The 22,627-nt window shown below is 55.6% G+C and carries 24 protein-coding genes; 23 read left to right on the top strand and 1 reads right to left on the bottom strand.

The features are described from left to right. The first annotated feature begins 153 nt into the window (after positions 1–153). The 22 genes from ACR1UW_RS13775 (at position 154) to ACR1UW_RS13670 (ending at position 21,509) form a co-directional block, all read left to right on the top strand. Positions 154–1,449 (top strand): replication-associated recombination protein A, encoded by a 1,296-nt coding sequence (locus ACR1UW_RS13775; protein WP_033011924.1) that lies wholly within the window; start codon positions 154–156, stop codon positions 1,447–1,449. A gap of 148 nt (positions 1,450–1,597) precedes the next feature. Further along, positions 1,598–2,014, top strand: coding sequence for a cysteine metabolism transcriptional regulator CymR (gene cymR / locus ACR1UW_RS13770; protein ID WP_011232042.1), 417 nt, complete (start codon positions 1,598–1,600; stop codon positions 2,012–2,014). 22 nt (positions 2,015–2,036) lie between these two features. Further along, positions 2,037–3,179: a cysteine desulfurase family protein gene (locus ACR1UW_RS13765; protein ID WP_498933736.1), complete on the top strand. Its 1,143-nt coding sequence runs from the start codon at positions 2,037–2,039 to the stop codon at positions 3,177–3,179. Between the two features lie 14 nt (positions 3,180–3,193). Next, positions 3,194–4,309 (top strand): tRNA 2-thiouridine(34) synthase MnmA, encoded by a 1,116-nt coding sequence (mnmA, locus tag ACR1UW_RS13760; RefSeq protein ID WP_033011927.1) that lies wholly within the window; start codon positions 3,194–3,196, stop codon positions 4,307–4,309. A gap of 75 nt (positions 4,310–4,384) precedes the next feature. After that, positions 4,385–5,047, top strand: a complete 663-nt coding sequence (locus tag ACR1UW_RS13755) for a tetratricopeptide repeat protein (protein ID WP_498933733.1) — start codon at positions 4,385–4,387, stop codon at positions 5,045–5,047. An 18-nt stretch (positions 5,048–5,065) separates the two neighbouring features. Next, positions 5,066–7,426, top strand: coding sequence for an SF1B family DNA helicase RecD2 (recD2, locus tag ACR1UW_RS13750; protein WP_237420615.1), 2,361 nt, complete (start codon positions 5,066–5,068; stop codon positions 7,424–7,426). Between the two features lie 25 nt (positions 7,427–7,451). Beyond that, positions 7,452–7,925, top strand: a complete 474-nt coding sequence (locus ACR1UW_RS13745) for a PRC-barrel domain-containing protein (protein ID WP_033011931.1) — start codon at positions 7,452–7,454, stop codon at positions 7,923–7,925. 15 nt (positions 7,926–7,940) lie between these two features. After that, entirely contained in the window at positions 7,941–8,132 is a 192-nt protein-coding gene (locus ACR1UW_RS13740; protein WP_033011933.1) for a YrzR-like zinc ribbon domain, read from the top strand. An 11-nt stretch (positions 8,133–8,143) separates the two neighbouring features. Next, positions 8,144–8,278: a YrzQ family protein gene (locus tag ACR1UW_RS13735; protein ID WP_080729662.1), complete on the top strand. Its 135-nt coding sequence runs from the start codon at positions 8,144–8,146 to the stop codon at positions 8,276–8,278. Between the two features lie 121 nt (positions 8,279–8,399). Beyond that, on the top strand, positions 8,400–9,461 hold the full coding sequence (locus ACR1UW_RS13730; RefSeq protein WP_063330515.1) for an AI-2E family transporter: 1,062 nt from the start codon (positions 8,400–8,402) through the stop codon (positions 9,459–9,461). A 317-nt stretch (positions 9,462–9,778) separates the two neighbouring features. Next, complete coding sequence (gene alaS, locus ACR1UW_RS13725) at positions 9,779–12,415, top strand: alanine--tRNA ligase (protein WP_498933730.1); 2,637 nt, start codon at positions 9,779–9,781, stop codon at positions 12,413–12,415. Between the two features lie 69 nt (positions 12,416–12,484). Further along, a complete protein-coding gene (locus ACR1UW_RS13720) occupies positions 12,485–12,751 on the top strand; it encodes an IreB family regulatory phosphoprotein (protein WP_015375467.1) in 267 nt (88 codons plus the stop codon). A 3-nt stretch (positions 12,752–12,754) separates the two neighbouring features. Continuing rightward, positions 12,755–13,171: a Holliday junction resolvase RuvX gene (gene ruvX / locus ACR1UW_RS13715; RefSeq protein WP_033011936.1), complete on the top strand. Its 417-nt coding sequence runs from the start codon at positions 12,755–12,757 to the stop codon at positions 13,169–13,171. A 15-nt stretch (positions 13,172–13,186) separates the two neighbouring features. Further along, entirely contained in the window at positions 13,187–13,486 is a 300-nt protein-coding gene (locus ACR1UW_RS13710; protein ID WP_044743322.1) for a DUF1292 domain-containing protein, read from the top strand. A 99-nt stretch (positions 13,487–13,585) separates the two neighbouring features. Further along, entirely contained in the window at positions 13,586–14,677 is a 1,092-nt protein-coding gene (gene mltG, locus ACR1UW_RS13705; protein ID WP_095859702.1) for an endolytic transglycosylase MltG, read from the top strand. A gap of 178 nt (positions 14,678–14,855) precedes the next feature. Next, a complete protein-coding gene (locus ACR1UW_RS13700; RefSeq protein ID WP_033014754.1) occupies positions 14,856–15,509 on the top strand; it encodes an O-methyltransferase in 654 nt (217 codons plus the stop codon). Beyond that, a complete protein-coding gene (locus ACR1UW_RS13695; protein WP_033011940.1) occupies positions 15,506–16,435 on the top strand; it encodes a peptidase U32 family protein in 930 nt (309 codons plus the stop codon). Before ACR1UW_RS13700 ends, ACR1UW_RS13695 begins: the two co-directional genes overlap by 4 nt. A gap of 17 nt (positions 16,436–16,452) precedes the next feature. Continuing rightward, the gene (locus ACR1UW_RS13690) at positions 16,453–17,721 is read left to right on the top strand and encodes a peptidase U32 family protein (RefSeq protein ID WP_033011943.1); all 1,269 of its coding nucleotides are present in this window, start codon (positions 16,453–16,455) and stop codon (positions 17,719–17,721) included. 1 nt (position 17,722) lies between these two features. After that, positions 17,723–18,358 carry a uridine kinase gene (udk, locus tag ACR1UW_RS13685; RefSeq protein WP_033014751.1) on the top strand — a complete coding sequence of 212 codons (636 nt, stop codon included), beginning with the start codon at positions 17,723–17,725 and terminating at the stop codon, positions 18,356–18,358. Between the two features lie 107 nt (positions 18,359–18,465). Then, entirely contained in the window at positions 18,466–18,942 is a 477-nt protein-coding gene (gene greA, locus ACR1UW_RS13680; RefSeq protein ID WP_011232025.1) for a transcription elongation factor GreA, read from the top strand. A gap of 114 nt (positions 18,943–19,056) precedes the next feature. Further along, positions 19,057–20,829, top strand: coding sequence for a peptidoglycan D,D-transpeptidase FtsI family protein (locus tag ACR1UW_RS13675; protein WP_289651403.1), 1,773 nt, complete (start codon positions 19,057–19,059; stop codon positions 20,827–20,829). Between the two features lie 50 nt (positions 20,830–20,879). Next, entirely contained in the window at positions 20,880–21,509 is a 630-nt protein-coding gene (locus ACR1UW_RS13670; protein ID WP_033011947.1) for a YrrS family protein, read from the top strand. Positions 21,510–21,553: 44 nt separating this feature from the next. Here the strand turns inward: ACR1UW_RS13670 and ACR1UW_RS13665 are convergent, their stop codons facing one another. Next, a complete protein-coding gene (locus ACR1UW_RS13665; protein ID WP_063165193.1) occupies positions 21,554–21,763 on the bottom strand; it encodes a YrzA family protein in 210 nt (69 codons plus the stop codon). Positions 21,764–21,965: 202 nt separating this feature from the next. Here ACR1UW_RS13665 and ACR1UW_RS13660 point away from each other — a divergent pair, with 202 nt between their 5' ends. Next, positions 21,966–22,613, top strand: a complete 648-nt coding sequence (locus ACR1UW_RS13660; RefSeq protein ID WP_033011948.1) for a class I SAM-dependent methyltransferase — start codon at positions 21,966–21,968, stop codon at positions 22,611–22,613. Positions 22,614–22,627: the final 14 nt, after the last annotated feature.

Raw genomic sequence — 22,627 nt, 5'->3', positions numbered from 1 at the left:
ATAGTTTTTCCGTCCTTTTTCCACTTTAAACTCCAGGTTGTCGATTTTCGGCATATCCTTTCCGCCGGCGAGGCCGGTAAAGGCGCAAAGCGGAAGATTCGATTTGGCGAAACCGCCGCCGCCGCTGTACAATGAAACGCAGGAGGGATTCGCATGCGAAATACGACAGAGCCGCTGGCGGTGCGGATGCGCCCGCGGACGATCGATGAGATTGTCGGACAAGCGCATTTGATCGGGCCGGGGACGCCGCTTTATAAAATGGTAAAAAAAGGATGGGTGCCGTCGCTTTTGCTGTATGGGGAACCGGGAACGGGAAAGACGTCGCTCGCTTATGCCATCGCCCGCACGGCCGGACGGGAGCTGGTGGCTTTAAACGCAACGGCCGCCGGAAAAAAGGAGATCGAAGAGGCGGCTGAGGCGGCGCGTTGGTCGGGCAATGTCCTTTTGTTTATCGATGAAATCCACCGGCTAAATAAAGCCCAGCAAGATGTGCTTCTCCCCCATATGGAATCAGGGCTCATCACGCTCATTGGGGCGACGACGGAAAACCCGTTTCACGAAGTGAACCCAGCCATTCGCAGCCGGTGCGGGCAAATTCAGCAGCTGAAACGGCTTGAGCCCGAGGATTTAATCGTAATTTTGAAACGGGCGCTCGCCGATTCGGAACGCGGTTTTGGAGAGATGTCGATCATGATCGAGGAGGCGCTTCTATGGCGCTTGGCCGCGGCGGCCGGCGGGGATGCGCGCGCCGCGCTTTCGCTTCTTGAGGCGGCGGTGGCGGCGGCTGATGAGCGCGACGGCCGCCTGTATATCGATGAAACGGTTGTCGCTTCATGCACGGCGAATCGCGGCTTTGTCCATGACAAATATGGCGATCACTATTACTCGCTGCTGTCGGCTTTTCAAAAAAGCGTGCGCGGCAGCGATGTCGATGCCGCCCTTCATTACTTGGCACGCTTGCTTGAAGGCGGTGACTTGGCGGCCGTTTGCCGGCGGCTGCTTGTGATCGCCTATGAGGATATTGGGCTTGCCAATCCGATGATGGGCGTGAAGGTGCAGGCGGCGGTGGCGGCAGCGGAGCGGATCGGGCTGCCGGAAGCGCGCATCCCGCTTTCGGTTGTGACGATCGAACTTTGCTTGAGCCCGAAATCCAACAGCGCCTACAAGGCGCTCGATGCCGCGCTGGCCGATGTGCGCGCCGGCAAACTTGGCGACATTCCCGATCATTTGAAAGATGCCCATTACAAAGGAGCGGCTTTGCTTGGGCACGGACAAGGCTATTTATATCCGCACGATTATCCGAACGGCTGGGTGGCGCAAGCGTATTTGCCCTCCGCTCTAGAAGGCGTCCGCTATTATGAACCGAAAGAGCATGGCGAGGAAAAACATTACGCCAAGGTGTACCGGCGGCTTGAGCAGTTAAAGCATGGCGGCAAGGCTAGTCCGTGAACGTGCGGGGCATTTATGGTATAATAACACAGGCGATTTTCCAAGAGGGGGAACATGACGATCATGGTTCATCGATATATGCCATGGCTGCGCGGAAGTTTGTATTTTGCCGGCCTCTTCATGATGTCGTTTCTTTAGGGGGGATATGATGAAAATTTCAACGAAAGGCCGGTATGGGCTGACGATTATGATTGAATTGGCGAAAAAATATGGCGACCGTCCGATTTCGCTTCGTTCGATTGCCAAAGCCAACAATTTATCAGAACATTACCTCGAGCAGCTTGTGACGCCGCTGCGCAACGCCGGGCTTGTCAAAAGCATCCGCGGGGCGTATGGCGGCTATGTGCTTGCCGAGCATCCGGCGAAAATTACCGCCGGCGACATTTTGCGCGTGCTGGAAGGACCGTTGACCCCGGTTGAGGAGCTGGAAGAGGAGGAGCCGGCGAAGCGCGAGCTATGGATTCGCATCCGCGATGCGGTCGAGGAAGTGCTTGACAGCACGACGCTTGAAGATTTGGCGAAGTATAGCGATGGAGACGAAGGGGCATATATGTTTTATATTTAAGCAACAGAAAGGGGAATGACCGGTGCAACGGATTTACTTGGATCATGCCGCCACCTCTCCCGTTCACCCGGAAGTGGCAGCCGGCATGGTCCATTGGATGACCGAACAGTTCGGCAACCCGTCTAGCATCCATTACTTTGGCCGGCAAAGCCGCCGGGGCGTTGATGAGGCGCGGGCTGTCATCGCCCGCTCGATCGGGGCGAAAGAGACGGAAATCGTGTTCACAAGCGGGGGAACGGAAGCCGACAACTTCGCGCTCATCGGGACGGCGATGGCCAACCGCAGCCGCGGCCGTCATATTATTACGACTGCCATTGAGCACCACGCCGTGCTGCGCGCCTGTGAATATTTAGAGACGCAAGGGTTTGAGGTGACGTATTTGCCGGTCAATGAACAAGGGATGGTCTCGGCGGATGACGTGAAAGCCGCGCTGCGCGACGAGACGATTGTCGTATCGGTCATGTTCGCCAACAATGAAGTGGGCACGATTCAGCCGATCCGCGAAATTGGCGCGCTTTTGCGCGACCATCCGGCTTATTTCCATACCGATGCCGTCCAAGCATACGGCCTCATTCCGATCGATGTCAATGAGTACGGGATTGATTTGCTGTCGCTTTCGAGCCATAAAATTAACGGCCCAAAAGGAAGCGGCGCGCTTTATGTCCGGGAAACGGTGAAAATCACCCCGCTCCTTTTCGGCGGGGAGCAAGAGCGGAAGCGGCGCGCCGGAACGGAAAATGTGCCGGGCATTATCGGTTTGGCGCAGGCGGCGGAGATCGCCGAGCGGACGAGGGGCGACAAACGCAAGCAATATGCGGCTTGGCGTGAAGCGATGATCGATATTTTCCGCTCTTCGGGCATCGACTATGTGGTCAACGGCAGTCCAGACGGCTTGCCGCACATTTTAAATGTCGCCTTCCCGGGAACGAACGTGGAATCGCTGCTTGTCAATCTCGATTTGGCGGGCATTGCCGCCTCAAGCGGCTCAGCATGCACGGCCGGGTCGATCGATCCGTCGCATGTGCTCGTGGCCATGTGCGGAAAAGAATCGGAGCGCATTCGCTCGTCCGTCCGCTTCAGCTTTGGGCTCGGCAATACAAAGGAACAAATTGAGCAAGCCGCGGAAGAAACGGTCAACATCGTCAAGCGGCTGACCAATCGGTAAGGAGGTGAAGCATCATGAACAAAGCCCCGCACGAAACGCGCGTCGTCGTCGGCATGTCAGGCGGGGTCGACTCGTCGGTTGCCGCTTTGTTGCTGAAAGAACAAGGGTACGATGTGATCGGCATTTTCATGAAAAACTGGGACGACACCGATGAAAACGGCGTTTGCACGGCGACCGAAGATTATGAAGATGTCGTGCGCGTCTGCAATCAAATCGGCATTCCGTACTATGCGGTCAACTTTGAAAAGCAATATTGGGATAAAGTATTTACGTACTTTTTGGAGGAATACAAAGCCGGCCGCACCCCGAACCCGGACGTGATGTGCAACAAAGAGATCAAATTCAAGGCGTTTTTGGACCACGCCATGTCGATCGGCGCCGACTACGTGGCGACCGGCCATTACGCCCGCGTCGAATTTCGCGATGGCGAGTATAAAATGCTGCGCGGCGCTGATCCGAACAAAGATCAGACGTACTTTTTGAACCAGCTCGGCCAAGCCCAGCTGTCAAAAGTGATGTTCCCAATCGGCCATTTGCACAAGGCGGACGTCCGCCGCCTTGCGAAAGAAGCAGGGCTTGCCACCGCCGGGAAAAAGGACAGCACCGGCATTTGCTTTATCGGCGAGCGGGACTTCAAAGAATTTTTAAGCCAGTATTTGCCGGCTCAGCCAGGGGTAATGAAAACGCTTGACGGCGAAGTGAAAGGGCGGCATGACGGGGTGATGTATTACACGATCGGCCAGCGCCACGGCCTTGGCATCGGCGGCGGCGGCGAGCCGTGGTTTGTCGTCGGCAAGGATGTGCGCGAAAACGTGTTGTATGTCGCCCAAGGGTTTGAAAACGATTATTTGTACTCCACATCATTAAAAGCGATCGATGTCAACTGGGTGTCTGACCGCAAACCGGAAGCGCCGTTCCGCTGTACGGCGAAATTCCGCTATCGCCAGCCGGATGTCGGCGTCGAAGTTCGACCGCTTCCAGACGGCAAAGCCGAAGTCGTGTTCGATGAGCCGGCGCGGGCGGTGACGCCGGGGCAGGCGGTTGTGTTCTACAACGGCGAGGAGTGTCTTGGCGGCGGCATCATCGATGAAGTGTTCCGCAACGGCGAAAAGCTTTGGTATGTCGGCTGATCTCTGTTTTGTGCGCCGCTGCAGCGCGGATCAGACATGCAGGCAAAACGAACGGCAGGAAATGGGGGATGAGCGGTGGCCAATTGGAACGAACAAGGGCTTTTGCATATGCGCGCCAGGGAGCATGAAGAGGCGCTCCGTTGCTTTTCAAAAGCGGTCCAGGAACAGCCTGAAGACCCGGCCGGCTACATTAACATCGGCACCGTTTTGGCTGCGGCCGGCGAGGAAGAGAAAGCGCTCGACTGCTTCCGACAGGCGCTGGCGCTCGATGAGCGGGCGGCGGCCGCGTATTACGGCATCGGCACAGTGCATTACAAACGCGAGCAGTTCGCCCAGGCGAAAGACATGTTTGAGCGGGCGCTTCAGCTCGGGCTGAATGATGCGGATACACATTTTATGCTCGGCATGTCGCTGTTGCGGCTGGAGATGCCGCGCCTGGCGCTGCCGTATTTGCAACGGGCGGCCGAACTGAATGAAACGGATGCTGAAGCGCTCTTTCAACTTGGTCTTTGCCTTGCCCACCTCGAATATGTGGAAGAGGCGAAACGGTATTTTGAAAAAACGATTGCGCTCCAGCCGGGCCACGCTGATGCGTATTACAATTTAGGCGTCATTTATGCGTATCAAGACGACTGGGCAGCCGCCCGCGATTGGTTTGCGGCCGCGCTGGACGCCAAGCCGGATCATCTGCTCGCCGGGTACGGGAAAAAACTGATGGAAAAGCGGCTTGCGCCGTAAAAAGGCGGGGGATCGTTCTTGCAAGAGCAGCAAACGCTTGCCTTGGACGGACGCACGTTCATTAAGGGAGCATGTTTGTCAGTCATCTTCCACAATGAGGAAACGCTTTATACCGTCGCCCGCATTCGCGTTGAAGAGACGAATGAGGAGCCGGTCGAGGAGGAAGTCATCGTCACCGGCTATTTTCCACGCTTGCATGAAGGAGACGTATATGTCTTTTACGGCCAGTTCCGCCAACACCCGCGCTTTGGCCGACAGTATGCGGCCGAACAGTTCCGCAAACAGCTTCCCAACACGAAAGAAGGGGTCATCCATTATTTGTCGAGCGGCTTGTTTAAAGGGATCGGCAAAAAAACAGCGGCGGCGATTGTCGAGGCGCTTGGCGAAAACGCGATCGCTGCGATTTTGCGCGACCCGGATGCGCTTTTGAAAGTGCCGAAGCTGACGAAGCAAAAAGCGAAACGATTGTACGAATCGCTCCGCGCTCACGAAGGATTGGAACAAACGATGATTGCCCTTGCCCAGTTTGGGTTCGGCCCGCAGCTTGCCATGAAAATTTATCAGGCATACGGCGAGGAAGCGATGGATGTCATTCATCAAAACCCGTACCAACTTGTTGAGGACGTTGAAGGAATCGGTTTTGGACGCGCCGATGAGCTCGGCCGCCAGCTCGGCATTTCCGGCAGCCATCCGGCCCGGCTGCGCGCTGCTTCGCTGTTTGTTCTCGAACAGGCGTGCTTGCAGGAAGGGCACGTGTATTTGCGCGAGGAAGAGCTGATGGAGCGCATCGGGGAGCTGCTTGATGGAAGGCAGAGCGGTGCGGTGGATGGACAAGCGATCGGCCAAACGCTTCTGATGTTAAGCGAGGAAGGGAAGCTGATCGCCGAGCAAGGGCGTTATTATCTCCCCTCCCTTTACTTCGCCGAGAAAGGGATCGTCTCCAACATTAAGCGGCTGCTCGGGCAGCCGCCTCCGGCTGCGTTTGCCGAGTCGGAGTTTTTATTGGCGCTTGGGGCGCTTGAGGAGCGGCTTGGCATGCAATACGCCCCCCAGCAAAAAGAGGCCATCGAGCGCGCCCTTTCCTCGCCGCTTTTTATTTTGACCGGCGGTCCGGGCACGGGGAAGACGACGGTCATTCGAGGCATTGTCGAGCTGTTTGCCGCGCTCAACGGCATCTCGCTTGATCCCGCTGATTATAAACATGACGAGCCGTTTCCCGTGCTGCTTGCCGCACCGACCGGCCGGGCGGCGAAACGGATGAGCGAGGCGACCGGGCTGCCAGCCGCGACGATTCACCGGCTGCTCGGCTGGAACGGGGCGGAAGGGTTCAGCCGCGATGAAGATGAGCCGATCGCCGGTCGGCTGCTGATTGTGGACGAAATGTCAATGGTCGACACATGGCTGGCCAATCAGCTGCTCAAAGCGGTGCCAAACGGCATGCAAGTCGTTTTCGTCGGCGACGAAGACCAATTGCCTTCTGTGGGGCCTGGACAAGTGCTGAAAGATTTGCTTCAATCAGGCGTTATTCCGTCCGTGCGGCTGACTGACGTGTACCGCCAGACGGAAGGGTCGTCGATCATTGAGCTCGCCCATGAGATGAAGCGCGGGATGGTGCCGGCTGACTTGACCGCTCCCAAGGCGGATCGTTCCTTCATCCGCTGCCGCGCCGGACAAGTGGCGGACGTCGTCCGGCAAATCGCCGACAACGCCCGCAAAAAAGGGTTTTCCGTCAAAGATATTCAAGTGCTCGCCCCGATGTACCGCGGCCCGGCCGGCATCGACCAGTTGAACAAAGTGCTGCAGGAGCTGTTCAACCCTCCGGCTGCCGGAAAGCGGGAGCTGGCGGTCGGCGAGGTCGTATACCGGGTCGGCGACAAAGTGCTGCAGCTTGTCAATCAACCGGAAGACAATGTATTTAACGGCGACATCGGCGAAATCGTTGCCATTTTTTACGCCAAGGAAAATATTGAAAAGCAAGATTTGCTCGTCGTCTCATTCGATGGCATTGAGGTCACATACACAAGGCAAGACTTGGCGCAAATTACGCATGCGTATTGCTGCTCGGTCCATAAAGCACAAGGGAGCGAATTTCCGATTGTCATCTTGCCCGTCGTAAAAAGCTACTACCGGATGTTGAAACGAAACTTGCTCTATACGGCGGTGACGCGAAGCAAACAATTTCTCATCTTGTGCGGCGAAGAGGAAGCGTTTCGGCTTGGCGTCGCCCAGCGGAGCGACAGCGGCCGCCAGACGGCGCTCGCCGAAAAGCTGACGGCCGCGGCGGCGCCGTTGGGTGAAAGGGAGCTGCCGTTTGAGGATGCGAACATCGGGATGGAAAACGTTACGCCGTATGACTTTATGGATGATGAGACAAGTTAAAGGTGGCTGGAAAGGTGGGAGAATGATGCGGACGTTTTCCGACGTCAAAGGGCTTCCCATTTATGAGCAAACGACAGGGAAAGCGGTCGGGACGATCGCGGACATTTGGTTTACCAGCCACGGCACGGTCAAAGGGTTGGTAGCGGAACGGGGCGGTTTGTTTGGCCGCCGCCGCTACTTGCCGCTTTCCGCCGTGCAGTCGTTGCAAAACGATAAAGTCATCATCCATGATGCTGACAGCTTCCAGCCATTTCCCTCTGCCGAGAGCGGCCACTCTCTTTACGGTGAACGCGGCCTTGCCGGCAGCATGGTCGTTGCTGCGAACGGAAAAGCGATCGGACTGCTGGATGATGTATACTTTGACGGGCAATTGGGCAAGATTGATGGATACGAGATCAGCGAGGGATTTTTTTCTGATTTGACCGAAGGAAAGAAACGGATGGAGGCAGTTCCGTTCACCGCCAGGGAAGGCGTCATCACCGTGGAAACTATGATGTAAGGAGAGTGGCTGTCGATGCTCATTTGCCCCAATTGCAAGCGAAAAAATCTGGGGAAAATTGGTGTCAACCAGTATTATTGCTGGGATTGCTTCATTGAGCTGTCCGTCTCGAAAGGGATGATCCACGCCCATCAAGTCGAGGAAGACGGGACGTTAAGCTCCTTGGATGACTTGTTTGACGACCATGAGCGCACGATCCCATATTAGGGGGGACAAGCATGAACCGGACGATGACGTCGTTGTTGGCCGTCGGGTTGGGTGTCGCTGCATACCAGCTCGCCCAGCGCAACGGTTGGACGAACGGCCGCACGATGCGGAGAATGCGCCGCCGCTTGATGCAGGCGATCCGTTAAAGCCGTTGCCGCTTCCCGCCCGCGCGGCGGGGGCGGCTTGCTTTTTTGTGAAATAGTGGAAGAGATAACGGGAGCATATTTCCAACTTCATCTCCTACACTAAACGGTAGGAGGTGTGGCGATGGGCGAGCAGCAATGGCTGTCATTTTTGCGCATTGGAAAGTGGCTGTTAGTTACCGCAATCGTGTATTTAATCGTCCGGATGAAAGACGTATGGTGGCCGGTCGTCGATTTTGTCGCCACCGCCTTAGCCCCGTTTTTGCTGGCGGCGTTTATTACCTATTTGTTGCATCCGCTTGTTGAGTATCTTCACGGCAAAGGGATGCCGCGCGCGCTGGCCATTTTGCTCATTTACGTTTTGTTTTTCGGAGCTGTCGGCTACGGGCTTTACCGCGGCGTGCCGCTATTCATCGCCCAGCTGCGGGAATTGGACGAGCAGCTGCCGTCATTAATGGATACATACCGCCGGTGGGCCCGCCATATTCATGATGAAACATCGACATGGCCGATGGAAGTGCATACGCGCATTGAAGCGGTGTTTGTTCAAATCGAAAAGGCGGCGGCGGGCGCGGTGACGATGGCGATCGACGCCGCCAAATCATTCATCGGTTCGGCGGCGACGCTTTTGCTCATCCCATTTATCGTGTTTTATATGCTAAAAGACATTGAGGTGCTAAAAAGAACGGTTTGGTACATGACCCCAAAGCGGTGGCGCGAACCGGGGATGGCGTTTGTAAAAGATGTTGACGAATCGCTTGGCGGCTATATTCGCGGCCAGCTGTTCGTCTGTGCAGCGATCGGCCTTGCGGCGTCGCTCGGCCTTTGGCTCGCCGGCATGGACTATCCGCTTTTGCTTGGATTTATCATCGGGCTGACGAACATCATTCCGTACTTCGGCCCGTTGCTCGGCGCGATTCCGGCTGTGATTTTGGCGGCGACCATCTCGCTCAAAATGGTGATCATCGTGCTGATCATCATTTTTGCCTTGCAGTTTCTTGAAGGGAACGTTTTATCACCGTTCATTGTCGGCAAAAGCGTTCATATGCATCCGCTTGTCATTATGTTCGCGCTGTTTGCCGGCGGCGAGCTGGCCGGCGTGCTCGGCCTCATCCTCGCCGTCCCGACTGCAGCGGTGCTGAAAGTGGCCGTATCGCACTGGAAAGAACATTACGCCCCGCATTGACAAACGCTTGCTGCTTGTCTATAATCTTTCAATGAACAAAGCGAATACATAACGCGATGACGGATCGAGTATGTTGCAGTCCATCTTAACGCGCAACCGGCGCACAGAGAGGAATTTCCGCGGCTGAAAGAAATTCCAGATGAAGGGCAACAGAAGGCTAATCCGGAGCGCAGGCAAAACCTGACGCAAGGCTGCGTTACGGCCGAAGAGGTGATGGGCATTTTCTGCCCATAAACAGGGTGGTACCGCGAGCGCAACTCTCGTCCCTGCCAAGGGATGGGAGTTTTTTTATAGAAAAAACAAAGGGGAGGATCATCATGAAGAAACTGACATCTGCCGAAGTGCGGCGCATGTTTTTAGAGTTTTTCCAGGAAAAAGGCCATACGGTGGAGCCGAGCGCATCGCTCATTCCGGTTGACGACCCGTCGCTGCTGTGGATCAACAGCGGCGTCGCGACGTTGAAAAAGTATTTTGACGGCCGCATCATTCCCGAAAATCCGCGCATTTGCAATGCGCAAAAATCGATTCGCACGAACGATATCGAAAATGTCGGGAAAACGGCGCGCCACCATACGTTTTTTGAAATGCTCGGCAACTTTTCGATCGGCGATTATTTCAAGCGTGAAGCGATTCATTGGGCATGGGAGTTTTTAACGAGCGACAAATGGATTGGCTTTGATCCGGAACGGCTGTCCGTCACGGTCCATCCGGAAGACGAGGAAGCGTACAACATTTGGCGCAACGAAATCGGCCTGCCGGAAGAACGGATCATCCGCCTCGAAGGAAACTTCTGGGATATCGGGGAAGGCCCGAGCGGCCCGAATACGGAAATTTTTTACGACCGCGGTGAAGCGTTCGGCAACGATCCGAACGACCCAGAGCTGTACCCGGGCGGGGAAAACGACCGCTATTTGGAAGTATGGAACCTCGTCTTTTCGCAGTTCAACCATAATCCGGACGGCACGTACACGCCGCTGCCGAAGAAAAACATCGACACCGGCATGGGCTTGGAGCGGATGTGCTCGATTTTGCAAGATGTGCCGACAAACTTTGAAACCGACTTGTTCCTGCCGATCATCCGCGCCACCGAGCAAATTTCCGGCGAACGGTATGGCGAAGACCGGGAGAAAGACGTCGCGTTTAAAGTGATCGCCGACCATATTCGCGCGGTGACGTTTGCGATCGGCGATGGGGCGCTGCCGTCAAACGAGGGCCGCGGCTATGTATTGCGCCGCCTGCTCCGCCGCGCCGTGCGCTACGCGAAACACATCGGCATTGAACGCCCGTTTATGTACGAACTCGTTCCGGTCGTCGGCGAAATTATGCACGACTATTATCCGGAAGTGAAAGAAAAAGCCGATTTTATCGCCCGCGTCATCCGCAGCGAGGAGGAGCGGTTCCATGAGACGCTTCACGAAGGGCTCGCCATTTTAAGCGACGTGATTGAGAAGGCCAAAGCCGAAGGAAGCGACGTCATCCCCGGCGAGGACGTGTTCCGCCTGTACGATACGTACGGCTTCCCGGTGGAGCTGACGGAGGAATACGCGGCAGAAGCGGGAATGAAAGTCGACCATGACGGGTTTGAACGAGAAATGGAACGGCAGCGCGAACGGGCACGCGCCGCCCGCCAAGACGTGGATTCGATGCAGGTGCAAGGCGGCGTCCTTGGCGACATTAAAGACGAAAGCCGCTTCGTCGGCTACGATGAGCTCGTCGCTTCTTCCACCGTTCTCGCCATCGTCAAAGACGGACAGCTTGTCGAGGAAGTCCGCGCCGGCGAAGAGGCGCAAATCATCGTCGATGTGACGCCGTTTTACGCTGAAAGCGGCGGCCAAATCGCCGACCAAGGAACGTTTGCCGGCGAGACGGGAACGGCGGTCGTCAAAGATGTGCAAAAAGCGCCAAACGGACAGCATCTTCATTCGATCGTCGTCGAGAGCGGTACGGTGAAAAAAGGTGCGGTGTATACGGCGCGCGTCGATGAAGCGAAACGGGCCCGCATTATCAAAAACCATACGGCAACCCATTTGCTCCATCAGGCGCTGAAAGACGTGCTCGGCCGCCATGTCAACCAGGCGGGCTCGCTCGTCGCTCCAGACCGGCTCCGTTTTGACTTTACCCACTTCGGGCAAGTGAAGCCGGAGGAGCTTGAGCGCATTGAAGCGATCGTCAACGAGCAAATTTGGAAAAGCCTTCCGGTCGACATTTTCTACAAACCGCTTGAAGAAGCGAAAGCGATGGGCGCGATGGCGCTGTTTGGCGAAAAGTACGGCGACATCGTCCGCGTCGTGAAGGTGGGCGACTACAGCTTGGAGCTGTGCGGCGGCTGCCATGTGCCAAACACGTCAGCCATCGGCCTGTTTAAAATCGTCTCCGAATCGGGCATCGGCGCCGGCACGCGCCGCATTGAGGCGGTGACCGGGGAAGCGGCGTACCGCTTTATGAGCGAACAGCTGGCTATTTTGCAAGAGGCGGCGCAAAAGCTGAAAACAAGCCCGAAAGAATTGAATGCGCGTCTTGACGGACTGTTTGCCGAGCTGAAAGAGCTCGAGCGCGAAAACGAATCGCTGTCAGCCCGCCTCGCGCATATGGAGGCAGAGCACCTCACCCGCCAGGTGAAAGACGTAAACGGCGTGCCGGTGTTGGCCGCGAAAGTGCAGGCGAACGACATGAATCAGCTGCGGGCGATGGCCGATGACTTGAAGCAAAAACTAGGCACTGCAGTCATTGTCTTGGCGGCGGTGCAAGGCGGAAAAGTGCAGCTGATTGCTGCGGTGACCGACGACTTGGTGAAACAAGGATTCCACGCCGGCAAACTGGTGAAAGAAGTGGCGTCACGCTGCGGCGGAGGAGGCGGCGGACGGCCGGATTTGGCGCAGGCAGGCGGCAAAGATGCGCAGAAAGTCGCCGAGGCGCTCAACTATGTCGAAACGTGGGTGAAATCCATTTCCTAAATGGGCGCGGATCGTGTACAATGGATGTAAGAGAAGGGGATGGCCCGAACAAAGAGCGAGGTGGAAACGGTGAGCTCGTTTGATCAAACGATGCAGTTTCATTTTTCCGAAGAGCCGGCGGAAACGAATGTCCGCGAAGTGTTGTTGACGGTGTATGACGCCTTGCAAGAAAAAGGCTACAACCCGATCAACCAAATTGTCGGCTACCTGCTGTCCGGCGACCCGGCTTACATCCCGCGCCATAAAGATGCGCGCGCGCTCATCCGCAAAATCGAACGTGACGAATTAATCGAGGAATTGGTGAAATTCTATTTACAGGGGCAACGAAAGGATTGACCGATGCGGATATTGGGGCTTGATCTCGGAACGAAAACGCTCGGCGTCGCGGTGAGCGATGAGCTTGGCTGGACGGCGCAAGGACTCGAGACGATCGCCATCGATGAGGAGCGCGGCGATTATGGTTTAGAGCGGCTGCGCGCCCTTATCGATGAGTACGGCGTCGATGCGATCGTCGTCGGATGGCCGAAAAACATGAACGGCACGCTCGGACCGCGCGCTGAGGCAAGTGAGCGGTTCGCCGCCAAACTGCGCGAGGAGTTTTCTTTGCCGGTTGTGCTCTGGGATGAACGGCTGTCGACGATGGCCGCCGAGCGGATGCTGATTGCCGCCGATGTCAGCCGGAAAAAGCGGCGGAAAGTCATTGACAAAATGGCGGCGGCCGTCATTTTGCAGTCATATTTGGACAGTAAACGATAAATTGGAGGAGAAAACATGGAACACGGAGACCGTCACATTACCGTTGTCGACGAACATGGCAACGAGCAGCTGTGCGAAATTTTGTTTACGTTTGAATCGGACGATTTTGGCAAATCGTACGTGTTTTACTATCCGGTCGGCGCCGAAGCCGAAGACGAGGACGGCGAGACAGAGGTGCACGTCTCAGCCTTTGTCCCAGGCAATGAAAACGAAGAGGGCGAGCTGCTCCCGATCGAAACGGAAGAAGAATGGGATATGATTGAAGAAGTGTGGAATACGTTTTGCGCCGAGCAAGAAGGAGAAGACGAGGCGTAACGGACAAAACGGCTGCCTGCGGGCGGCCGTTTTTTAGCGTCCAAAGGCGAAAAATGCCGAAAGTTGTAGTATAATATGGCCGATGAAAGGAGGCTGGAAATGAACCAGAATGGTTTCAAGGCGCCCAAGGCGCGGCTTGGACGGAAAACCGTCTTGATCGTCTGCGCCGTCCTGCTGGCTGCAATCGTCATCGCCGGCGCCGGCAGTTTTTTCTACATCCGTTCGGCGTTCCAGCCGGTTGCTCCGAACGACCGCACTCCTGTCCATGTGTCGATTCCGGTCGGCTCATCGGCGGCGGATATTGCCGAACAGCTTGAACGAAAGCGGCTGATTAAAAGTGCGGCCGTCTTTCGCTTCTATGTTCGCTGGAAAAACGAATCAGGCTTTCAAGCGGGGGAGTATGAGCTGACGCGGGCGATGCCGATGGCGCGCATCATCGAGCTATTGCAAACCGGCCGGTCGCTAAAAATCGGATTGAAGCTCACCATTCCAGAAGGGTCGCAGCTTGTGCAAATCGCTGCCATCATCGCCGCCAAAACCGGGTACAAGCAGGAAGACGTGATGAAGCTGTTGAACGATCGCGCGTATATTGAACAGCTTCGCCGCACGTACCCTGAGTTGTTGACAGCGGACATTTTTCAGCGCGGCATTCGTTATCCGCTTGAAGGCTACCTGTTTCCGGCCACTTACGTGTTTGCCGACCAAAAGCCGCCGCTTCCGGAGATCATTGAGGCGATGGTCGCGAAAACGGCGGAGGTGCTCGGTCAATACAAAGAGACGATGAAAGAAAAACAATTGTCGCCGCATCGATTGTTGACCATGTCGTCGTTAATCGAAGAAGAGGCGACCGAGAAAGCCGACCGCGAAAAAATCGCCAGCGTCTTTTACAACCGGCTGCGCATCGGCATGCCGCTGCAAACCGATCCGACCGTCCTGTACGCGCTCGGCAAACATAAAGATCGGGTGCTGTATAAAGACTTGCAAGTTGATTCGCCGTATAATACCTACATTCATCAAGGGCTGCCGCCCGGTCCGATCGCCAACGCCGGCGAGATGTCGATCGAAGCGGCGCTTCAGCCGGCTGCGACCGACTATTTATACTTTCTGGCCACTCCGGCGGGCGACGTCATTTTCACGAAAACGCTCGCTGAGCATAACCGCGAAAAAGCGAAATACATTGGGAAACAATAGCGCAAACTGGAAGTTGCTTGCTCAATGGGCAAAACGGCTTCGCTTTTTTGCCCGTTTATGATACTATAATAAAGTTGAACAGCGCCGCCGCCTGAATCGGGCGGCGGCCAACGATAAGAGTCGGTTGGCGGCTCTTATTTTTCATGCTGATGACATGATCGACGGAGGAGGAGTCCTCTTGCTTTCAGAACATATCGTCCGTTATTTGCGGCAGCTGCGCCCGGCGCCGGATGCAGAAATCGCGGAAATGGAGCGGTACGCCCGCGAACAGCGCGTGCCGATCATCGATCCGGTGAGCATGGAGGTGCTGCTGTTTGTGTTGAACTTGGCTGCGCCGCGCCGCATTTTGGAAATCGGCACCGCGATCGGCTATTCGGCGATCCGGATGGCGAAGGCGCTGCCGGATGTGCGCATTGTGACGATTGAAAAAGACCGGGAGCGGTACGAGCGCGCCCGTTTTTATATCGAGAAAATGAACATAGCCGGACGGATTGAGGTGATTTTGGGCGATGCGCTTGACGCTGTGGCGGATGCGGCAGCGGCGGCGCCGTTTGATGTGCTGTTTATCGACGCGGCCAAAGGGCAATATGAGCGCTTTTTTACGCTGTATGAGCCGCTTCTGGCCGAGGGCGGCCTTGTCATTAGCGACAACGTGCTGTTTAAAGGGCTTGTCGCGGCTGAAGAGCCTGCGGGCAATAAGCGGCTGTGGAACATCGCGCAAAAAATCCGGCGCTACAATGAATGGCTGATGGCCCGGAGCGATTACGACACGGTCATCATTCCCGTTGGCGACGGGCTGGCTATATCGAAAAAACGAGGTGAACGAGAATGAAAAAACCGGAATTGCTCGTCACGCCGACGAGCGTTTCCCATATTGAGGAATTGGCTGAAGCGGGAGCGGACGCTGTAATGATCGGCGAACAGCGCTATGGCTTGCGGCTTGCCGGCGAATTTTCCCGCGCCGACGTTGCTGCGGCCATCGAAGCGGCTCACCGGCACGGCATGAACGTGTATGTGGCGATGAACGCCATTTTTCATAATGACAAAGTCGATGAACTGGGCGATTATATCGCTTTTGTCGCCGCCGCCGGCGCTGACGCCATTGTGTTTGGCGACCCGGCCGTGCTGTTGACGGTTCGCGAGGCCGCCCCTCATATGAAGCTCCACTGGAGCACGGAAACGACGGCGACGAACTGGTATACGTGCAACTATTGGGGGCGAAAAGGAGCGAAGCGCGCTGTGCTCGCCCGCGAGTTGAACATGGACGCCATTTTGGAAATCAAAGCCCATGCCGAAGTGGAAATCGAAGTGCAAGTGCATGGGGCGACGTGCATGTACCAATCGAAGCGTTCGCTCATCGGCAACTACTTCGAGTATCAAGGAAAAGTGATGGAAATTGAACGAAAAAAATATGAAAAAGGGATGTTTTTATACGACAAGGAGCGCGACAACAAATATCCGATTTTTGAAGATGAAAACGGCACGCATATTATGAGCCCAAACGATGTTTGCATCATCGACGAGCTTGGCGACATGATCGAAGCCGGCATTGACAGCTTCAAAATCGATGGCATTTTGCATGAGCCTCGCTACATTACGGAAGTGACAAAGCTGTACCGCCGCGCCATTGATATGTGCGCCAAAGACCGCGAGCAGTATGAGCGGGAAAAAGAGGAGCTGCTTGCCGCCGTTGAGGCGCTCCAACCGCCGCACCGCCGATTGGACACCGGATTTTTCTTCAAAGAGACGATTTATTGACAAAGGAGGGAGAACGAATGCTGCTGAAAAACGACCGCATTTCCGAAATCGTTGACGGCAAGCGCGTCATTGTGAAAAAACCGGAATTGCTTGCGCCGGCCGGCAACCTGGAAAAGCTGAAAATTGCCGTCCATTACGGGGCGGATGCCGTCTTTATCGGCGGCCAAGAGTACAGCCTGCGCGCCAACGCCGACAACTTCACGATTGACGAAATTCGCGAAGGAGTTGAATTTGCCAACCGATACGGAGCAAAAGTATACGTCACGGCCAACATTTATGCGCATAATGAAAACATTCCCGGCCTTGACGACTATTTGCGGGCGCTCGAAGATGCCGGCGTCCATGGCATTATCGTCGCCGACCCGCTCATTATTGAGACGGCGCGCCGGGTGGCGCCGAAGCTTGAAGTGCATTTAAGCACCCAGCAATCGCTTTCGAACTGGAAAGCGGTCCAGTTTTGGAAAGAGGAAGGGCTCGAGCGGGTCGTGCTCGCCCGCGAGGTGAGCGCCGAGGAAATTCGGCAAATCAAAGAAAAAGTCGATATCGAAATCGAGGCGTTCATCCACGGAGCGATGTGTTCCGCCTACTCGGGCCGCTGCGTGTTGAGCAACCATATGACGGCGCGCGACTCGAACCGCGGCGGGTGCTGCCAGTCGTGCCGCTGGGACTATGACTTGTACCAGCTGGCTGACGGACGGGAAATCCCGCTGTTTGCTGAGGGCGATGCTCCGTTTGCCATGAGCGCGAAAGATTTAAACCTCATCCGCGCCATTCCGGCGATGATTGAGCTTGGCGTTGACAGCTTGAAAATTGAAGGGCGGATGAAGTCGATCCATTATGTGGCGACGGTTGTGAGCGTCTACCGGAAAGTGATTGACGCCTACTGTGCCGACCCGGATCATTTCACGATCCGCGAAGAGTGGGTGCGGGAGCTTGACAAGTGCGCCAACCGCGAAACAGCGCCGTCGTTTTTTGACGGGTTTCCGGATTATACGAACCATATGTACGGCACGCACAGCCGGAAGACGACACATGAGTTTGCCGGCCTTGTGCTTGGCTACGATCCGGAGACCGGCATCGCCACCATCCAGCAGCGCAACCATTTTAAACCGGGTGATGAGGTCGAATTTTTCGGCCCGGAAATCGAAAACTTTACCCAAGTGATCGATACTATTTGGGATGAAGACGGCAACGAGCTCGATGCGGCCCGCCACCCGCTGCAAATCGTCAAGGTGCGAGTCAAACGCCCTCTCTTCCCGTACAACATGATGAGAAAGGAGAATTGAGATGGCGGACAAGCCCGTTGTCATCGGCGTCGCCGGCGGCTCCGGCTCGGGAAAGACGAGCGTCGCCCGCGCAATTTATGACCATTTCGGCGATCACTCGATTCTTGTGCTCGAGCAAGATTTTTATTACAAGGACCAAAGCCATCTCCCGTTTGAAGAGCGGCTGAAGACGAACTACGACCATCCGTTGGCGTTTGACAACGACTTGTTGATCGAGCACGTTCATCGGCTGCTTCGCTACGAGCCGATCGACAAGCCGGTGTATGACTATAAGCTGCATACCCGTTCGAACGAAGTCGTCCGCGTCGAGCCGAAGGATGTCATTATTTTGGAAGGCATTCTCGTTTTGGAGGATGAGCGGCTCCGCAATTTGATGGACATCAAAGTGTACGTCGACACCGACCCGGACATTCGCATCATCCGCCGCCTCATCCGCGATATGAAAGAGCGCGGCCGCACGTTTGATTCGGTCATTGAGCAGTATTTGTCCGTCGTGCGGCCGATGCACAACCAGTTTGTCGAACCGACGAAACGCTACGCGGACGTGATCATTCCAGAAGGCGGGCAAAACGCGGTCGCCATCGATTTAATGGTGGCAAAAATTCGCACAGTTCTTGAACAAAAAGCGTTTTTATAATAACATAACAGAGACAAAACAATATATTATATACCAAGTAAGCGTACGAACAGTTGTTTTTCTGTTCGTACGTTTTACATAATGCAGAACATAGAGGAGTGAGACAAATGGCGAATGAAAAGCAGTATCCAATGACGAAAGAGGGAAAAGAGAAACTGGAACAAGAGCTTGAGTACTTAAAAACGGTCAAGCGGAAAGAAGTCGTTGAACGAATCAAAATCGCCCGCGGGTTCGGGGATCTGTCGGAAAACTCGGAATATGACGCCGCGAAAGACGAGCAAGCGTTTGTGGAATCGCGCATTCAAATGCTTGAAAACATGATCCGCAACGCCGTCATCATTGAAGAAGACAAAGAAAACCCGGATGTCGTCTCGCTTGGCAAGTCGGTGACGTTCATCGAGCTTCCGGACGGCGAAGAAGAGACGTACACGATCGTCGGCAGCGCCGAGGCCGACCCGTTCGAAGGGAAAATTTCCAACGACTCGCCGATTGCCAAATCGCTTCTCGGCCGCCGCGTCGGCGATGAGGTGACGGTGCAAACACCGGGCGGGGAAATGCTGGTCAAAATCGTGGCGGTCAAATAAACAGGCGGACCGCCGCGTCCGGGCCGCTCCGAATGAAGGCTGCAGCAAATCGCCGCCGACGGCACGTTTGAAAGGAAAACACCTCGTCGAAACTGATGATGAGGTGTTTTCATTATGTGGAAAAAACGGACAATCGTCACCATCGCGCTCATCCAGGCTGCCTTGCTGCTGCTGATCGGCCGGTTAGCGCAAATCCAGCTCATTGATCCGGAATCGTTTGCCGGCCGCAATTTAATCGCGGAAAGCGTCGCCCAGCGTACGCAGGAGCTGACGATTGACGACGGGCGCGGCTCGTTCGTCGACCGGAATGGCCGCCCGCTGACAAAGCGGTACGTGCCGTCGCTTGTGCTGTTTCCGTTTTTGGCGACGATGAAATGGCCGATTGAGCAAGTCGCCCGCATCGCCGGCGTTACGGTGGAAGACATCCGCCGCCAGCTTGAGGAGGCAAACGGCCCGTTCATCCTGCAGCAAGACGGCGAGCCGCTCGCCTTAAGCGCCAGCCAAATGAAGCAAATTAACGACTTGCGCATCCCCGGGGTTTTTGCTGTCAAGAAACAATATCCGCTTGAGACGGTGTATGCGCCGCATTTGCTTGGCTTTACCCGGAAGGATGAGAAGCTTCTGCGCACGCGCTATCCGAAGCGTTCGCTCCCGCCGCAGGCTGAAGTTGGCATTCAAGGGCTTGAGAAGGCGTTCGACGAGTTTTTGCTCACAGATGGCGAAACGAAGCTGTTGTACCACGTTGACGCTGAAGGAAGGCCGCTGTTTGGGCTTGATGTGAAATACAGCGACCCGGGCAATCCGTTTTACCCGGCGACTGTCCAAACGACGCTCGATCGTGATATCCAGCAAGAAATGGAGCAAATCGTGGACCGGTACGGGTTGAAAAAAGGCGGGCTCGTCCTGCTCGATGTGGACGACAGCAGCGTGCTCGCCATGGTCAGCCGCCCCAATATGAATCCGCGCGACCCGTATAAAAACCGCGGGGCGGAAAATCAAATGGTGCTGCCGCAAATTCCCGGCTCCGTCTTTAAAACGGTTGTCGCCGCCGCGGCGCTTGAGGAAGGGCTGGCTTCGCCTGCTGCGATGTTTGATTGCAGCAAAAAAATTGACGGCACGACGCTGGATGAGGAGCACGACTACGGCATGCTCAACTTGGCCGACAGCTTTGCCGTCAGCTGCAACAACGCGTTTGCCGCGCTCGGCAAACAGCTCGTTCGCCATGACCCGGATGCATTGGAAACGTATGCGGAAAAGCTCGGGTTGTATCCGACAGCCGGCTGGGAAGGAGCCGTGTACCATGAGGAACATTTCCGTCAATTTCCAGAAGAGCAGAAAGGAACGATTTGGCACGACAAGCGCGATAAGCGGGTGCCGCTTGCCGTGGCGCAAACGGCCATTGGGCAAAAAGATGTGCGCGTCTCCCCGCTTGGCGTCGCCAACATGATGGCGACGATCGCCCGCGGCGGCGAGGCCTTGAAGGTGCGGGCCGTGGACAAAGTGCTGTATAAAAACGGGACGACGTTGTTTTCGTTTTCACCCGAGCCGGCGACGGACAAGGAGCCGCTTGCGCCGCAAACGGCAAGGCAGCTCCAGCAGCTGCTGCGCGGCGTCGTCATCAATGAAGACGGCACCGGCCGCCGCTTTCGCTCGCTTCCGTACGAAGTGGCCGGCAAATCCGGGACGGCGGAGACAGGAAAAACGAAGGGCGGCAGCGAATTAATCAATAAATGGTTTTCCGGCTATTTCCCAGCTGACCGCCCGAAATACGCCCTCGCCGTCGTCGAGCTCGACTGCCCGAGCGGACAGGCGGCCACGAATGATGTGTTTGCCGCGGCGGTTGAGGCGCTTTATGCGTATGACCGAAACAAAAACGACCAGGAGTGACGAATCGATATAATGAATTCGTTGCGGCCACATAAAGGAGGGAGAGGCCGATGCAACAAACCGGAACACGTTTTGCCACCCGCGCCAAGCGGCGGAAAATCAACCGCTGGCTCAATGGAGCAATCGCCGTTGTGGTGTTGCTCATTCTCATTGTCGGTTGGAACATATTGTTCGGCGGCGAGCCGAGCCATAAAGCGGCGGATGCTGAGGCGAAGCCGGCTGCGGGGGCGGATGGGGCGAAGCGGGTCGAAATCGAAACGGGAGAACCGACCGCGCCGTCTGAAACGGAGGAAGCTGCTTCCGGGGACGAGTCCGAACCGGCTGAAGAGGAAGCCGAACAAGACGTGACGGCAACGCCGGGGCCGCCGGGGTCGAATATTGAAAAAGAGATCGTCAACCCGGCATGGCAGCCGGTCGGCACGACGCAATCAGAGCCGCATGAAACGGTGTTTAAAAAAGATTCGGTGGACTGGAAGGAAATGCTCGATGCGGTCAGCTATGCGACCGGCATCGCGCCGGACGATATGATCGTTTGGTTCATCGGCAACAATGGGCCGAACAAAGCGGTGGCGACGATTTCAACGAGAGACCAGACCGCCCATTACCGAGTGTATATTGAATGGGTGACGAATGAAGGATGGAAGCCGACGAAAGTGCAAAAGCTGCGGGAAAAACCGTAGCGATTTTTGAAGGGGAACAGGTGCCCGCTTAGAAGGGGCGCCTGTCATTTTTTTGCCTTAAAGTGGACGACGGCACTGTAAAACCGCTTCCCGTTTTCCATGACATGCATTTGGTGCGACACATGATGGACGGAAAGCAGCAGCGCTTTGTTATGCTCGATTTGCTCGTTGATTTTTTTTTCAAGCGTTCGCAAGTCGTCAGCTTCAAAAAACTCCACTTTGTCTTCAATCAAATCAAGGGAAATGTTCACCATGTCTTTGCCTCCTTTCATCGACAGTGTAGCAAATTTTCCCGCTTCCATCCACCCGCGCAATAGAAGCGGCGATGGGGAACAATACAAATGACAGCGAGCACGATCATTGAACGGCGGAAGAAGTTATGGTACGGTGGGAGCAGGTTATCATCTAAAGAATACTATGTTTATAGGAATTATAAACTTTATGGAGTGAGGCCATATGGGCAGGGAATTTCTTGATTTGTTCGAGCAATGGGCGGAGTCATACGATCGATCAGTCGAAGGGGGAGATGAGCAATACCGCGATGTGTTTGCCGGTTATGATCGCATTTTAAACACTGTCGCTGATAAAGCCGGCCGTGTTGTGCTTGAATTTGGCGTCGGCACCGGCAATTTGACGAAAAAGCTGCTGGAGCGCGGCAAAACGGTATACGGCATCGAGCCGTCGGCGCCGATGAGAAAAAAAGCGGCGGAAAAGCTCGGCGGCCGGGCGGTCATTATGGACGGCGATTTTTTGCAATTTCCGGTTCCTCCTGAGCCAGTCGACACCATTGCCAGCACGTACGCGTTTCACCATTTGACGGATGAGGAAAAAGACGAGGCGCTCGGCAAATATAGCCAACTGCTCCAAACTGGTGGTAAAATAGTGTTTGCCGATACGGCGTTTCGCGACAAAAAGGCGTTCCGCCAAGCTGTCGAAGCCGCACGGGAGCGCGGCTTCCACGATTTGGCCGACGATCTCGAGCGCGAATATTACACGACGCTTGACGTATTGGCTTCGCTGTTTGCCAGCCATGGCTTTTCCGTCTCCTTTGCGCAGCAAAACGCGTTCGTCTGGGTGATGGAGGCGGTGAAACAACCGACATAGAAAGAGGGAGAACG

It is taken from the genome of Geobacillus lituanicus (assembly GCF_050994965.1).
In the GTDB taxonomy this organism is placed as follows: Bacteria; Bacillota; Bacilli; order Bacillales; family Anoxybacillaceae; genus Geobacillus; species Geobacillus stearothermophilus.
The sequence above is the reverse complement of the archived record's forward strand: the minus strand, read 5'-3'. Positions and strand labels throughout refer to the sequence as shown.

Bases quoted from the DNA above. Each gene is read 5' to 3' on its own strand.
- ACR1UW_RS13775 (WP_033011924.1), top strand. From the start codon at position 154: ATGCGAAATACGACAGAGCCGCTGGCGGTGCGGATGCGCCCGCGGACG.
- cymR (WP_011232042.1), top strand. From the start codon at position 1,598: ATGAAAATTTCAACGAAAGGCCGGTATGGGCTGACGATTATGATTGAA.
- mnmA (WP_033011927.1), top strand. From the start codon at position 3,194: ATGAACAAAGCCCCGCACGAAACGCGCGTCGTCGTCGGCATGTCAGGC.
- ACR1UW_RS13745 (WP_033011931.1), top strand. From the start codon at position 7,452: ATGCGGACGTTTTCCGACGTCAAAGGGCTTCCCATTTATGAGCAAACG.
- ACR1UW_RS13740 (WP_033011933.1), top strand. From the start codon at position 7,941: ATGCTCATTTGCCCCAATTGCAAGCGAAAAAATCTGGGGAAAATTGGT.
- ACR1UW_RS13735 (WP_080729662.1), top strand. From the start codon at position 8,144: ATGAACCGGACGATGACGTCGTTGTTGGCCGTCGGGTTGGGTGTCGCT.
- ACR1UW_RS13730 (WP_063330515.1), top strand. From the start codon at position 8,400: ATGGGCGAGCAGCAATGGCTGTCATTTTTGCGCATTGGAAAGTGGCTG.
- alaS (WP_498933730.1), top strand. From the start codon at position 9,779: ATGAAGAAACTGACATCTGCCGAAGTGCGGCGCATGTTTTTAGAGTTT.
- ruvX (WP_033011936.1), top strand. From the start codon at position 12,755: ATGCGGATATTGGGGCTTGATCTCGGAACGAAAACGCTCGGCGTCGCG.
- ACR1UW_RS13710 (WP_044743322.1), top strand. From the start codon at position 13,187: ATGGAACACGGAGACCGTCACATTACCGTTGTCGACGAACATGGCAAC.
- mltG (WP_095859702.1), top strand. From the start codon at position 13,586: ATGAACCAGAATGGTTTCAAGGCGCCCAAGGCGCGGCTTGGACGGAAA.
- ACR1UW_RS13695 (WP_033011940.1), top strand. From the start codon at position 15,506: ATGAAAAAACCGGAATTGCTCGTCACGCCGACGAGCGTTTCCCATATT.
- ACR1UW_RS13690 (WP_033011943.1), top strand. From the start codon at position 16,453: ATGCTGCTGAAAAACGACCGCATTTCCGAAATCGTTGACGGCAAGCGC.
- udk (WP_033014751.1), top strand. From the start codon at position 17,723: ATGGCGGACAAGCCCGTTGTCATCGGCGTCGCCGGCGGCTCCGGCTCG.
- greA (WP_011232025.1), top strand. From the start codon at position 18,466: ATGGCGAATGAAAAGCAGTATCCAATGACGAAAGAGGGAAAAGAGAAA.
- ACR1UW_RS13675 (WP_289651403.1), top strand. From the start codon at position 19,057: ATGTGGAAAAAACGGACAATCGTCACCATCGCGCTCATCCAGGCTGCC.
- ACR1UW_RS13670 (WP_033011947.1), top strand. From the start codon at position 20,880: ATGCAACAAACCGGAACACGTTTTGCCACCCGCGCCAAGCGGCGGAAA.
- ACR1UW_RS13665 (WP_063165193.1), bottom strand. From the start codon at position 21,763: ATGGTGAACATTTCCCTTGATTTGATTGAAGACAAAGTGGAGTTTTTT.
- ACR1UW_RS13660 (WP_033011948.1), top strand. From the start codon at position 21,966: ATGGGCAGGGAATTTCTTGATTTGTTCGAGCAATGGGCGGAGTCATAC.